Source organism: Novosphingobium sp. G106, assembly GCF_019075875.1.
Classification (GTDB): Bacteria; Pseudomonadota; Alphaproteobacteria; order Sphingomonadales; family Sphingomonadaceae; genus Novosphingobium.
Map to the genome: position 1 here is coordinate 2,559,234 of NZ_JAHOOZ010000001.1, position 12,987 is coordinate 2,572,220.

At 58.9% G+C, this 12,987-nt stretch carries 14 protein-coding genes and 2 pseudogenes; 6 read left to right on the plus strand and 10 right to left on the minus strand.

The window, feature by feature from the left end:
- Positions 1–53: 53 nt before the first annotated feature.
- Positions 54–2,153 (minus strand): AsmA family protein, encoded by a 2,100-nt coding sequence (locus tag KRR38_RS12295; protein ID WP_217401845.1) that lies wholly within the window; start codon positions 2,151–2,153, stop codon positions 54–56.
- A 365-nt stretch (positions 2,154–2,518) separates the two neighbouring features.
- On the opposite strand from KRR38_RS12295, the pseudogene KRR38_RS12300 reads away from it, so the two are divergent.
- The 3 genes and pseudogenes from KRR38_RS12300 to KRR38_RS12310 all read left to right on the plus strand — a co-directional run.
- Positions 2,519–3,014, plus strand: a pseudogene (locus tag KRR38_RS12300) (transposase); the annotation flags it as partial.
- Positions 2,988–3,254: a sensor histidine kinase gene (locus KRR38_RS36050; protein WP_375293459.1), complete on the plus strand. Its 267-nt coding sequence runs from the start codon at positions 2,988–2,990 to the stop codon at positions 3,252–3,254. The pseudogene KRR38_RS12300 and the gene KRR38_RS36050, both read left to right, overlap by 27 nt.
- Before the next feature lie 84 nt (positions 3,255–3,338).
- Positions 3,339–3,710, plus strand: coding sequence for a response regulator (locus KRR38_RS12310; RefSeq protein WP_217401852.1), 372 nt, complete (start codon positions 3,339–3,341; stop codon positions 3,708–3,710).
- Between the two features lie 338 nt (positions 3,711–4,048).
- Here the strand turns inward: KRR38_RS12310 and KRR38_RS12315 are convergent, their stop codons facing one another.
- Entirely contained in the window at positions 4,049–4,642 is a 594-nt protein-coding gene (locus KRR38_RS12315) for a hemerythrin domain-containing protein (protein WP_217401854.1), read from the minus strand.
- Positions 4,643–4,936: 294 nt separating this feature from the next.
- On the opposite strand from KRR38_RS12315, the gene KRR38_RS12320 reads away from it, so the two are divergent.
- Positions 4,937–5,383 (plus strand): alpha/beta fold hydrolase, encoded by a 447-nt coding sequence (locus KRR38_RS12320; RefSeq protein ID WP_217401856.1) that lies wholly within the window; start codon positions 4,937–4,939, stop codon positions 5,381–5,383.
- A gap of 2,483 nt (positions 5,384–7,866) precedes the next feature.
- Here KRR38_RS12320 and KRR38_RS37740 read toward each other — a convergent pair.
- The 3 genes and pseudogenes from KRR38_RS37740 to KRR38_RS12335 all read right to left on the minus strand — a co-directional run.
- A pseudogene (locus KRR38_RS37740) lies at positions 7,867–8,007 on the minus strand (PEPxxWA-CTERM sorting domain-containing protein); the annotation flags it as partial.
- 89 nt (positions 8,008–8,096) lie between these two features.
- Positions 8,097–8,528: a hypothetical protein gene (locus KRR38_RS12330; RefSeq protein WP_217401860.1), complete on the minus strand. Its 432-nt coding sequence runs from the start codon at positions 8,526–8,528 to the stop codon at positions 8,097–8,099.
- A 388-nt stretch (positions 8,529–8,916) separates the two neighbouring features.
- Complete coding sequence (locus KRR38_RS12335; RefSeq protein ID WP_217401862.1) at positions 8,917–9,072, minus strand: hypothetical protein; 156 nt, start codon at positions 9,070–9,072, stop codon at positions 8,917–8,919.
- A 389-nt stretch (positions 9,073–9,461) separates the two neighbouring features.
- On the opposite strand from KRR38_RS12335, the gene KRR38_RS12340 reads away from it, so the two are divergent.
- Entirely contained in the window at positions 9,462–9,824 is a 363-nt protein-coding gene (locus KRR38_RS12340; protein WP_254514771.1) for an SOS response-associated peptidase family protein, read from the plus strand.
- 146 nt (positions 9,825–9,970) lie between these two features.
- On the opposite strand, the gene KRR38_RS12345 is transcribed toward KRR38_RS12340, so the two are convergent.
- The 3 genes from KRR38_RS12345 to KRR38_RS12355 all read right to left on the minus strand — a co-directional run bounded on the left by KRR38_RS12345 (position 9,971) and on the right by KRR38_RS12355 (position 11,087).
- Positions 9,971–10,168 carry a hypothetical protein gene (locus KRR38_RS12345; RefSeq protein WP_217401864.1) on the minus strand — a complete coding sequence of 66 codons (198 nt, stop codon included), beginning with the start codon at positions 10,166–10,168 and terminating at the stop codon, positions 9,971–9,973.
- Positions 10,169–10,366: 198 nt separating this feature from the next.
- Entirely contained in the window at positions 10,367–10,588 is a 222-nt protein-coding gene (locus KRR38_RS12350) for a hypothetical protein (RefSeq protein ID WP_217401866.1), read from the minus strand.
- Between the two features lie 94 nt (positions 10,589–10,682).
- Complete coding sequence (locus KRR38_RS12355; protein ID WP_217401868.1) at positions 10,683–11,087, minus strand: response regulator; 405 nt, start codon at positions 11,085–11,087, stop codon at positions 10,683–10,685.
- 74 nt (positions 11,088–11,161) lie between these two features.
- Between KRR38_RS12355 and KRR38_RS12360 the strand changes: the two genes are divergently transcribed.
- Complete coding sequence (locus KRR38_RS12360; protein ID WP_217401870.1) at positions 11,162–11,539, plus strand: hypothetical protein; 378 nt, start codon at positions 11,162–11,164, stop codon at positions 11,537–11,539.
- Positions 11,540–11,753: 214 nt separating this feature from the next.
- Here the strand turns inward: KRR38_RS12360 and KRR38_RS12365 are convergent, their stop codons facing one another.
- Entirely contained in the window at positions 11,754–11,972 is a 219-nt protein-coding gene (locus KRR38_RS12365; protein WP_217401872.1) for a hypothetical protein, read from the minus strand.
- A gap of 217 nt (positions 11,973–12,189) precedes the next feature.
- Positions 12,190–12,396 carry a hypothetical protein gene (locus KRR38_RS12370; RefSeq protein WP_217401875.1) on the minus strand — a complete coding sequence of 69 codons (207 nt, stop codon included), beginning with the start codon at positions 12,394–12,396 and terminating at the stop codon, positions 12,190–12,192.
- Between the last annotated feature and the right edge of the window lie 591 nt (positions 12,397–12,987).

The window sequence follows — 12,987 nt, forward strand, 5'->3', positions numbered from 1 at the left end:
TCGGCCAGCGAATTGCTGGCAGCATCGGAGAGCCTCACGTGAAGCTACAGCAATTAAAATATGCCAAGAAATCTCTTTCGCCTTGTCTGGCCAGACTTGGCGCTCTTGCTGTTGCCCAAGTCGTCTCGAACATTGCCGGCTTTTGTGCGCTGTGCGGCTGCAGTCGCGCCGCCCAGGACCGGACCACACGCCGCACCCTTGGCATCACCGATATCGACGAATGCCAGTATCGCGGCTGGCGGCGCGACCAGCATCGCCAACCCAAGGCCGGCGCCAGCACGCCCCAGCAATGCGGGACTTATAACATTCAGCGACGGCTTCGAAAAATATCCTCCTACGCCGACCGGCGATTGGGCCGAGAACAAGCTGAACTTCTTGCCGTCGGCGCGAAAGGCGAGATCCATTCGCTCGCTTGCAAAGCTGAACCCGCCTCGCCCGACAATAACATTCTTGGCCGTGTCGATAAGGATTGGGTCAGCGGCCGCCGCACCGTTCCGCACGGAAAATGCAACCAATCCGCAGTTGATTCGGACGGGCTCCTTCAAACGATCCTCGAACATCTTTTGGGCGAAGGTCCCCAGGTCCAGTTCGGCGAGCTGGACGTTACGGGTCCAGAATGTGCCCTGCGGGATGACGAATGCGATGCGTCCGCGCGAGGTGGCGAGTGAACTGTGAAGCGTGTCGCCGTCGCCCACCAGCTCAATTCGGCCTGTGACGGTGCCACTCGTGCCAGCTTCAGAGACCCCAAATCCGCCAAGTAGCTGCGCCATCGGCGTCGAACCCAAACGGATATCATATCGGGTTCGAGCCGGCCGGCGGCGCCAGTCAACCGTGACCTCCGATGTCACCTTGCCGCGGGCCATGGTGAAGCCAAACGGCGACAGCTTTAATATGCCGTGATCCAAGTCCACCGTCGCGACGACGTTCGTGACGGGAACGCTGTGTGACCGCAGCCGCGTAACACGATAGCGTACGTCTGCATCGAAGGCGCTCAACCCTTCCGCGCGCAGGCTTGTGTCGGGCAACAGCCGGGCCGGCGCGGCGCCGGCGGCGCCTGCGGCGGCCTCGAAGCCGCGCCTTGCCACCAAATCAGGATTGTAGCCGATGAAGGGAGCAACATCGACGATATCGAGCGTGTCGGTCGCGAGGTCCGCATCGATGTGGCTTCGCGGCATTCCAGTTTCCACCGTAAATGCTCCGGCGATATCGCTGTCCCCGAAACGACCGGACATCTTGGAGAAGCTGTAACGGGTTCCACTCTTCACAAGCTGCGCGTGCACCCGATAGGCCCGAGTGTTGGGCACGACGACGCCGATAATACCGAGCAATTCCGCTGCATTTCTTCCGTGCGCACTGGTCGTCAGCGGGACGTTCTCAATATCAGCGAGGCTAGGCAGGGTTCCCGAAATGTCGATACGATCCGTGCTCGTATTTGCGTGCAACACCAATTGGTTGGTGCCTCGTGCGACGGTAGCGTCGGGGCTCAGCAATGAACCTAGCAGCGTAAATGGCGTCGACCGGACAAGGCCGTTACCCTTGAACTGGACCGCTTCTCCGATACGCGCTTCGTGGGAAGTGATGGTCGCGAAATCGAGATCGGTCAGCAACTGGAGCCGCGGGTCGCGATAGCGCACGGTGGTTTTCTGCAATTTAGCTCGGTCGATGACGGGCAATTGGAGGGGTTCGGCGCTTCCATCGCTTGCAAATGTCCAGCTATTGGTAGTGTGGTTGACGTTCCACTCAAGCGAAAGGGCACCGCCCGTCAGGTCGAGCCAGCGCACGCGCCGCCTTCCGAACAAGAGGTTTAAGGGCGCGATCCGCATATCGACGCGATCTGCGCTGAACAGGTATGGCCGGCTAGCCCATGTGGGATTGGATATCTGCAAACCTTCGGCGAAAATCTTGATATCGAACGGTGCAAAATAGAGTTGGAAATCGCCATGAACCTCGGTCTTGCGGTTGGTCATGGCAGCAATCGTGCGCTCGAAAGGGCCTTTGAGAAACCGCCCCTTGGTGACGAAGAGCACCGCCCAAACCAAGAATATGGCGCTGAAAATCCCGATGAAAATGTTGCGCACCAGGCGAAGATGGCGGTTTCCTGAAACAGGAAGTTGAGGCTGGGAAGTTGAGGTGGAAAGACCCAGTTCGGGCATGATGCGCTTTCGTGATCTCGGCCCGAATGGGCGATCGATCACGCCTGTAACGCATGGGAGGCGTATCTGACGTCCGCGGCGTCTGGACAATGCCGGCGCCCCGAGGCCGGCTGTCACTTTCGACGTGCCATGATCTTGCCCCCCGCTTCAGCGCGGTTTTTTTAGCCTACACGCTAACATGCGTGATCGAACGGTTGGGCAAGCATGAGCAAAGCGGGTGATGGCTTCTTAATGAACATGGGGTAATCGCGGGAGCGAGTTACCTCTGACCTGGTGAATTATGGAGTGAGGTGGCTGTTCCCCAATATGATGGAAGTACGGGCTCACGACCGGAAGCCGGGCCCAAGCATCAATGGAGAACAGCCATGGACGAGTATATCGGCTTAGACGTCTCGTTGAAAGAGACGGCGATCTCAGTGCGGCGTGCAGGCAAGCGGGTCTGGCGCGGCAAGTGCGTCTCGGATCCGCAGCTTCTCGCGGCAGCGATCTGCAAGCATGCGCCGTCCGCAAAGCTGGTGGTTTTTGAAACGGGACCGTTAGCGGTATGGTTCTTCCATGCGCTGACCGCGGAGGGGCTCCCGGCGATCTGCATCGATGCACGTCACGCCAAGGCAGCTCTCGACATAGCAGCGAACAAGACCGACGCCAACGATGCTGACGGGCTCGCGCACCTGGCCGAGGTCGGCTTCTTCCGTGAAGTGCGGGTGAAGGCGTTCGACAGCATGCTCTCACGAACCCTGGTCGCAGCTCGCATCAAGCTTGTTCGGGCATCACTCGATGTGGCCAACCAGATGCGCGGGTTTGAAGACGTTCGGCCTCATCATTCCGCGCAGCATGGGCGGTAAGTTCGAGGCCAACGTCGAAACCCGGTTCGTGCTTACCGTCGCAAATGGCGGAACTCCGATCCCGGACGCCGCTCGCGATAAATTGTTCGAACCATTTTATCGGGGCGACGGGCCAAGTGACACTCCGGGCCTCGGCCTGGGGCTGCACATCGCCGCCGAGATCGCGCGGGCTCATAACGGAACTCTCGAAGTCCATTCGGACGCGAACGAGACGTGCTTCACATTCGCCATGCCACTCGGTTCATCCGATGTTTGATAGTTGAACCTTGATTTTGCGAACTTTCCTGCGCGCCCAAGCATTGCACTTAATCCAGGGGGTAAATCCTGGACGGAGCCGCGCATGAACATCGAGAACACTGTCACCGTGCTGATCGTCGAAGACGAGACCCTGGTGCGCATGCACGGCGTGGATCTTCTCGAAGAGGCGGGGTTCCAGGTCATCGAAGCCGCCAACGCCGACGATGCGCTGGTGCTGCTACGCAGCCACAACGAGATCGGCCTGCTTTTCTCCGACATCGACATGCCGGGTTCGATGAATGGCCTCGAACTCGCCCGAGCTGTCCACGCGGAGTGGCCTAGCATGCGCCTGCTTCTAACCTCGGGACATCACAATCTGACGGAGTCCAGCATTCCCGACGACGGCAAGTTCGTCGGCAAGCCGTGGACCGAGGGAAAGCTCATCGCCAAGGTACAAGCGGTACTGGCCGCCTGAACAGGCCTTCTCCGCTGATCTCAAGCTCATCCAATTCTACGATGGACGCCCTTGCCGCGGTGAGTCGTTCAAGATCCTTTTTGTCGCGAGACACTCGGCATTCGCGTTGCCGCTGTATCAAGACGCGCGCATGCCCGCCCGGCCGTCATCCTGTTCGGCCCGCGAGCTTCCGCCTCCCGCGGCGCGCCTGGATGAAGGCATAGCCTGCAAGGATGAGAAACGCCGCCGAGATGGCCAGCAAGACGTAGATCATGATGTGAAGCCATCGGCGCCTTGCTTTGTCTTTCGGGGGAAAATTGCGGGCGGGCACGTAAGATCGTCGCGCGGCGCTCTGGACCTCAGGGCGTTACGGTCGTTCGCCTGGCGCCGACTACTTGGGGGCCGACGCCAGGCGACGAGGGGCAGGCTACGGGTTCGCCGAGCTCGATCTCGACGGGCTTGAGCGTCCGTGCCGTGGGCGTCGGAATGCCGTTCGTCTTAAACTGGGCTTTAAGCTCTTCTTTTCGAGCTTCCATCGCCGCGCCCAGCGCGACCAAGTCGACGTCGCTGTCACGCGCCTGCGCAAACATGCCGTCCTTGGGCGCCTCTTCTTCCTCGACGTGATGCGCGATCTCCTCGGAGAGCACGGTCACCTTCGCTTCATAAAATTCCTCACCCGGCTCGCCGGCCATGATCTGTCCGATCAGGAGCTTGGCGCCGTCGTGCTCGACATAGGATTCGTTCAGGAGATCGTCCTCGATCTTGCCCTTGAGGGCCGGATAGAAGATTTCCTCCTCGATCGTGGTGTGGATGACGAGCTCGGTGCAGATCTGTGTGGCGAGCTCCTTTTGCTTCGACTTGGAATCGGTCGCGTCGAATTTTTCGAACAGCTCTTTGACGGCGCGGTGGTCGGCTTTGAGAAGAGCGATCGCGTCGGTTTGCTTATCGGCCATGGGAGGTACCTTTGCTGATGGAAGCCAAGGCAGCTTGCCCTGTCCTGCCATCCAAACGCGCCAAATCGCCGGTCGGCACTGTTGCGGATCATTCTCACCGAATTCGTTGATACTGCCTTCGCTGCGTAGCGGATCTCAGTTTCCCCGCCTCCTCCTTATCGATGCCAGGCCCTCCTGCGCAACCTCGCCGCGTTCAGTCTCTTCGCCTTTTTGAGGAACAATGCTGCAGTGCAGCACGTTCCTCTGCCAACCTGCAAATGGCCAATCCCACATTCACCGACCCGCGGAGGATTTATGTCAGAGCAGCTCGAAGACCTGCACCCACCCAGCTTTTCGCAGCACATGGCGCAAGGCCACAGCTTTCGCGTCGCGCGGTGGCCTGCGCCTCATGGGGCGCGGTCGCGGCCGCTCCTCTTCTTCAGCGGGATCGGCGCGAACATCGAGCTTCTCGCGCCGTTCCTGCAGGAGTTTGGCAGTCGAGACGTGATCACATTCGATATGCCGGGAGTGGGAGGCACTGCTCCCTTCCCGCGGCCCTACCGGCTTTCGACTATGGCGAAAGCGGCACGCGAAATCCTCTCCGGTCTCGGCGTGGAAGATGTCGACGTCATGGGTGTCAGCTGGGGCGGAATGCTCGCCCAGGAATTTGCCTATCGCAACAGGCAGACCGTCAAGAATCTTGTGCTTGCTGCGACCTCGGCCGGAATGCCCATGGTCCCCGGCGCCCCCCTCTATTCGTGATGGCCGTTGGCGCGTTGGTCGCCGCCAGTGGCTGGCAACCATCAATTGGACGGAACGCAGCGGCGGCAGCGTGCAGCTCATGACCGTCTCCAGCCCGATAACTCACAAAGAAAACCCCCGCCGAAGCGAGGGTAAGGTTCGAGGAAGAAAGATTGGCCAGCTTCTGAGGCCGGCTTTCTCTAGACGCCGCCGTGGGACGTTCTCCTCAGCCATGCCCGTTGCCTAGATCCGAATCCCGGAGGTGCCGTTGCAAGACGCTGCCGAGATCGATGTGTCCTGCTCGATGGTTCGCGCGACGGGGGGACTTGGCCCGGAATTGCCACTGAAATAATCATCGCTGTCGAGACAAAGCGCGGAACGAAAAGCGTCGGCCAAGCGTACAGCAAGTATTGCCGTCATGTCCCAGGCCTCCCGATCCGCCGACCGGAGATGACGGCAAACACCCCCGCAATTGTTGGCCAGGGTTCCCCGCCGCTGGCCACGCGCTCTGACTTGCCCATCGAACGCGTTGCACCTGTGACGACACGAAAAAGCAGACTCCTCACTTTGAGTTAGTTGGTCTCAGAAAAAATGTGGGAGTGCCCCACTAGCCTCAACGACGGTCTGGCGCTCAAGCCATCACAAAGGCCCCCCGCGGCATGAGCGGGGGGCAAGGTTCGGGGCGTGCCGCGTTAAGGGGGTAGCGGCACTTCTGGCGCCGCTATTGGGGGCAACGCGGCGCATATGTGGAACGCTCGCGGGCCGACAAGTATCCGTTGGCAAAGAAACCCCCGCCGGAGCGGGGTAGAGTGTGCGTTTGCCACAGGGGTATCAAACCGTGACGGGGCGGAGCTAGGCGAGGCTCGAAACGATCGGAAATTGGCTTTTCGTAACCGTTGGCGAACGTCTCATATTGGACTGATAGCCCGCGGATCTGACGCCTATAATCTATGTTAAAGTCAGACCGTTGGAGGTCTGCAAGCACCTTGCAAAAGGGGGCGCAACGAATGCAGGTTTTTATCGTGCTGGCCGTGGGGGCGGCTCTGGCAGGCGCCGGGCTTTTGCCATTGCGCTGGGCTGGAATAGCAGAACGCCGGCATCAGCGCATTGCCGCGGAACGGAAACGGCAATAGCGACTTGCGGACGCCCGCCTAGACCGGCTCACGCGGCCGCAAACGCACACCGACATGGAATAGCTCGCTGGCGAAAAAGAAACCCCCGCCGGAGCGGGGGCTAGGTGCCTTCAGGGCCCTAAACGCATCACACGCGGCTAAGGTCCACCAGCCGTAACACATTGATCTGCAGCGTAATCATTGGGAATGCGCAATCCCAAAACCAAAGAGGCCGCACGTAAGTACGCGCAGCCTCTAGGGTTAATCGAACTGCCGATCGAGCAAAGCGGCCAGTCAGCATCTAGAACGTCGCCTGACCCAACAAGTTTAGCCGTGGAGAGGCAAGTGGAAGGAGCGTCCTCGCTGCCGCTCGCCCAGGCAGCAAGGACGCTCGGGCGACGCCGATCCTTCGCGATCAGCGGGGCCAAGCCTGCGCATGTCCAGGAGATATCAGGCGCAATCCACGCATTAACGCCAGATCGGGCCAAGGTTTCCGCGACATGAAAAAGAAAACCCGCCAGTGCGCCGGGGGGGATGGGCGCGGGCGGGGTTAGGTCGGGCCGGTTTTCCGGCTCTGAGATTAGTAGGGGCTGATTGGGCCTCGGGATTGATCTATGCCGTAGGTGGGCTTGATGGTGCGGCCATCTTCATCAGCTCCCCAAAGAACGATTCCGTGGAGCGCATAGGCGCAGCAGCCATCATCGCCGGCAACGCAACGATCTTCCTCGGGATGCCGCGGCATCGCTTGTCTCGCTCCCGCTAACAAAGGCCCCCGCCTGTTGACGGGGGCAGGCGCCGACCTACGAAAGGTCGGTCTTCGGGGCGCCCGCGCCGGTCGATGCGCGGGACATCCGTTAAAACGAAGTGGGCACCTGTGACGTTCCACATCCCCAAGAAAAACCCCCGCCGAAGCGGGGGAAGTGTGGGCGTTTGCCAAGGGTATCAATCCATGACGGTCCGCTGCTAAACGATGGCGAAACGGGCCGGAAATTGGCTTTTCGTAAGGTAGTTAAACCTAATGTCTCCAATCGAGACCGAGGCGAAACCCAAAGCCGGCGCGCGCCGGTGTGGGTTGAAGCATCTGAGCTTGCGCCCTCTTTGGGAAAGGCGACTGCCGCCACGGTACGCAATCGGGAAACCGCGCGCCATGACGGCAGTCGAGAGTTTTACTGCTCAACGGCGTCGATGTTCCAGGGTGTTGGGAAATTACAATCTCCCGACCGAGTTGAGGAAGAGACCATCAGGATTGTGTTTTCCCAATGCCTTCAATCCGTTAACCTTTGCCAGACACAAGTACGGCGACTGCCGCTTCCCCGTGATTTCCCAATCAGTTTGCAGTGGCGGCAGTCACCTAGCTCGTCATCAACATCCAGACGAAGATCGCCATTCCAATTATGCCATTTCACTTGTTATTGGTTTCGTTCGGTTCGCTACTGCTTGCTGCCTAGCCAGCTTGGTCTGAGGCCTACGCATCGCCGCGCCAGCAAAGCCGATGCCCAGAATCATCAGGCCCCATGTAGCGGGCTCGGGAACATAGCCCGCGATTTGGGCATGGCCCTCAAGATTTAGGACGTTGAAATCGTACTTGAAGTCCTTCCCGCTAAGATCGTGATAGGTGAACTTCATGTTACCGCTAAGCGCAACAACGTAGTCATTGTAAATCGAGCCCAGAAGATCGAATTGATCGAAGGAACCGTCCAATCCGCAACGTAGCCGAGGATGTGAATATTATTGTCAGAACCCCTGGTCACGAGATCGTCGTAGGTAAGCCCGCGGGTGTTGAATCCCTGAAGAAACGGGTTCGAAGCGTCGGGAATTGAAAAGCTAACGGTGACAAGACCGAGTTGAGGTTGGACATCCATGGTCGTGTTGATCCTGAACGTCACGTTCAGGCCGGCCAGGTCCAGGACTTCGGGCGACGTGTTAAAGTCAATCACCGACGCGGTTCCCGATGCGATGGTCCCGATGAAAACCCCCGATTTCAAGTCAAGTGCCGCCTGCGCCGGCATCGCCCATAGCGCGGCAATCGCCGCCATTAACCAACCGAATCGCATGATATTTCTCCGCAAAGCTACCTTGAGGCTGTGCCGGTTACTGTGATGAGTCGAATCATTTGCGGGCATAGATCCGTATTGGACGAAGCTAATCAGTCACTTCCTTGATGCTTGGAAAGCCACACCGAGGAATCCCTGAGGTTTGATTTCGATAGGGGCGACGCACCGCGAGATTATCGCGCACCATCGATTGGAAGGGTCATCAGAGCGATAAAACCGCTTCGACGTGCGCTCCTAGGTTGGCTGCCGACACGGTACGCAATCGGGAAACCGCGCGCCACGCTGACGGTGATGTCGGCAACCACGAGGGCCGCTGAGAGCGCAGTTCGTTTAGAAACTCGACTCTCAGCTTTGGCGTGCGACCGCGCGGGCAAGCCTGCGCCCGATTTCAGCCCTTCGCAGCAAATTCAGGGTGTTCGTCCATGTGCATCGACCGGACCAACGAGTGCTGCAGCGTGGTCCAATAGGCATCGTCACCAGTTGAAGCTTTCCGCGATCCGTCTTCGACTGCCGCTTGCGCACGGCTTAATTTGCCTTTGGCCAAGTCACCTCTCCCATTCAGCTCTGTTCACAATTATACGGTTCAGCCGGGCTATTGTTCCTGCGGTATTGAAGACAAGCGCACCTACCTTGAGAATGCCCCGGCGAGATCGCCGCACCTCGCCAGGGGCACCGTATGCCAGCGAGAATCGCCTTCAGACTGGCGCGACAAAATTAGCAGACATTATTCCGACTCGGACATTGGGAAATCCGAATGCACGGACCGCTTCTCGCTGCCGTAGCGGATCGTCGGCGACGGAGCGGGGCGCTGGCCCATCATCTGAAGCGCCGCAGCTCCTGCTTCCACTCCCGCTCGTCCGGCATCGGCAGGATGGCAGTAGGCACTCCGCGCGAATACTCGGTCAATGCTGTCCGAGCGCCGCACTCGGCGCAATGAAGCCTCTTTCGCAGCTCGCAAAATCGCATGTCCAATCGCCGGCGCCGCCATGCTTCCCAAAGGCCAAGGTCAACAACGCGCGCGACGACAAGCTGCTGACCTCGTTCTGGAAAGACAGTTTCACCAAGCGCCGCTGCATTATCCCGGTCACTCAATGGGCCGAGGCAGAGGGTGAGAAGGGCAAGATGACCAAGACCTGGTATTCGCTCCACGGTGTCGATCTCTTCGCCGATGCAGGCGTGTGGCGAAACACGGTCGAACGGGGCGACGCCTATTCCATGGTCGACGGCTGCGTACAGATGTCAGATGTGCATGACCGGATGCCGGTCATCCTTCGGCCTGAACATTACGATCAGTGAATGCGGGGCTCATTAGACGAAGCGATGTCGTTGGTGCAGACCTGCGACGACACGCTTGTCGTAGATCGGACACCTGAGCTTTGGTTCAAATCCAAGAAGGTCGAGACCGATGGGCGGATGCTCTCAGCATCCGTGCCGAATGAATATCAGTTCGGCGTGCAAACATGTTCCGCAGCGATGGTTACGCGGTAGTTGACCCCGCCCATCGTCACCACGCACTCGGCACTGGCTTTGTCGATCTCAAGATCGATCTCGGAGCCTGGATCGCAGAGCGGCACCAAAGCCACCGCGAACGCCTCGCCGTATTCGTCGGGATCGAACGGGTTTTCGAGTAGCGGTGGCATGTTATGCGCGCTCACCTCATCGGCTAGGCCGATTGCTGCCCTTCGTCCTGACCCTCCTGCTATTTGGGCACGTTGGGGTTTTTCGGTTCCGTATCGTGCTCGGCGGGCTTTGGCCTTGCGCCAGCTTCCTTATCGTCGACCATCGCCAGTCTCCTTGACGGTGAAAGCGCGCAGGAAGCGCTGTTGTTCCTGAGCCAGTTAGCCGGATTGCTCGCAAACGTCGCCGTCGGCATCCGGCACGCCCAGTACATCGAGCACGCGATTGAACGCTTCGAGCAGCTCAGCACGGTCGTTGATCGGCCAGTCTATGCAGGCCTGATCCATCGCCTGGTAGATCGTCTTTTCGTCGGCGCTCCGGAGTTTCTGTTCAAGAGTCGTCATCTGGCGGCCTTTGCGCAAGCGGAACCAGGTGACTGCCACCGGCATCGCCAAGTTTGGATTTATGAGAGCCGGCGACAGTCGTTCATATTAAGCCTGGAAAGTCTTAAGGGTTTCGCGGCTTAGGTAAAATTCCTCATTCGTCGATGGGGCGCACCGGGTTCGCTGCGGCATCGTTCAACAGCGTCGAGATGGCGACGAGAAGCTGGCTATTGGCGAAGGGCTTCTGCAGCATAATGCTGTTTGGGACTCCCTGTATCGGCCAATCGGCAGCGCTGTCCGCTGTCGAGTACACGATCGGGAAGTAAGGGTTGAGCTCCCTGGCCCGGCGAGCCACCTCCCACCCGTCAAGCCCGGAACCGAGCCTGACGTCGGTTATCAAGCCGGCCAGATTATCGAGCTGATTCTCCAGCTCGCGTATTGCATCTTCGCCCGTCGCGGCCGTGACGATGGTGAAGCCGCCGTCTGTAAGAGCGTCTTCAAGGCACAATCTGATGACGGCCTCGTCCTCAACGAGAAGCAGTTTGATGCTGGGCGTCATAGGACCGCTCCTAGCAGCAGAGGGGTGCGCGTCTTCCGCTGCTCGCCGCCTCAAACGTCAGGAAAGAAGAAGGGTTGCTGCAGAGGGATTGGTTCTTCCCAATGCGGACGCAGCGCGAGCCTCCAGCGACCTTTCCGTTGCATTGCCGGCCGACTTCCTGTCAACATCCCCAAAAACAAGGGAAGACCATGCCCTGGGTCGATGAGTTGATAGGTTCATGCCGGCAAGAGCGCGCCAATTGCTTTGAACAGATTGCACGGTTTGAAGCAGGCGAGGACAAATTGTATCACAAAGGATTGGATGAAAGTGTATTGGCGATAGAACGTTTACGAAAATCTCTCGTCGCGTTCGACCGGATCATTGCGTTGGTCGCCACTGCATTACTCTCGAACCACTTACTTAAATCCGATATATTCTCGGATAATTCATTAGAAGGTGAATCGGAACTTTAATATGACGCAGCCGGGCCAATGATTTTCCGCAGCTCGGACGTTCGAATCTTTCCGCACCCTAGTACTGTCTCTCGATTTCGATCTCAATTCACCGCATGGGGACTTACAATCTTTCTATTGTGCGGCGATATAAGCTCGTCGGCGGATTGATACCCCGGTTGGCTACGAGAAGGCGTCCCTGTGCACCCGCGGGGGGCGTCTTTTTCCTCCACGCTCATTCAGAGTAGCTCGCGCGGGCACCGGACGATCCCTTCACGGGCCGCCGGCTCTCCGCGCAGGGTGTCGAGATAAAATATTCCTTGCGGCTTGGCAGGTCGTCGAACGGCGGCAGGATGTGTTTTGCCTCGTACTCACCCCGCGGCATCGGATAGGAGGCTCTGCCGTCGTAATCGACCTGCGCGAACCCTTCGTCCTGGAACGTGCCTCGCACCATAAAGCCACCATGCTCTCGCTAGAGATTTTTAAGCTCCGGCGTGAGTGGCATCAAATTGGCTTTTCCCATTGACCATCGACGGGCACCCAGGAAGTGTGCAGATCAGAAGGAAATTGGGGTAGCTGCCGCCCGGTCCGGCTGTGAACGGAAGAGCGACAACCGGGGCGGATTTAGCACAAGACTAACGCTTGTCACCTCCGAACTGGATCGCTGGTTCTCAGGGTTGTGCAGCTTCGCGCGCGATCGACACGACCTCGTCCGTAATGGTCTCCGCAACGTGGCGAATTGCGGCCGTCGCCTTGTCACCGAGATACAGGGCAGCACAGGCGAAGCAGCCGAATGTCAGCGCGAGGACGAGCGCGTATTCGGCCACCATTGCACCGCGGGTATCACTCAGAAAACGCAGGAACATCGCAGTCAGCATTGCGACCTCGGTCCGATGCTATGAAAACGGTTAGGCGAGCCTACCGTTCCATCAGCAAAACGGCTGGCAAGCGCGATTGCGCCGAGCAGTGTCAGCACAAAGACCGCCATTACGGCGGCAATCGGCTACGGAAAAGTCCCCGCGGGGCGAGCGGGGTTAGGTGTGGGTGCGATTATGGTTTTGGCCGACGATCCGTCCAGCAGCGGGATGCTTCCTCGAATTTGCGACCCGAGGGCTCACCAACGCATTGACGGCGACAGTAGCCACGCGCCGCAGTTCATTGGAAAAATGTAATCATTCGCCTGGCAGGCCTAGTCCAGCGATTGGTAGATGGTCTCTTCGTCGGCACAGCACAGCTTCGCGACCAGATCGTCCGCCATCATTCAGTCCTACCGTTTGTAAGGATGCAGAATACGAGCCCGCGCCTCGCGGAGCCGAAGCTGGCCGTCTGAGTGATACGAGCGGGCTGAAAAGAGAAGGCCGGAAAGCAGGATGAACACCGTGAGCAGGGCAAGGGTGACGTGCATTTGATATTCCAAGTCCAAAAACTGCCGCCGACCAAAAGGTGGCTCCGATCCGACGGCGGCAGCC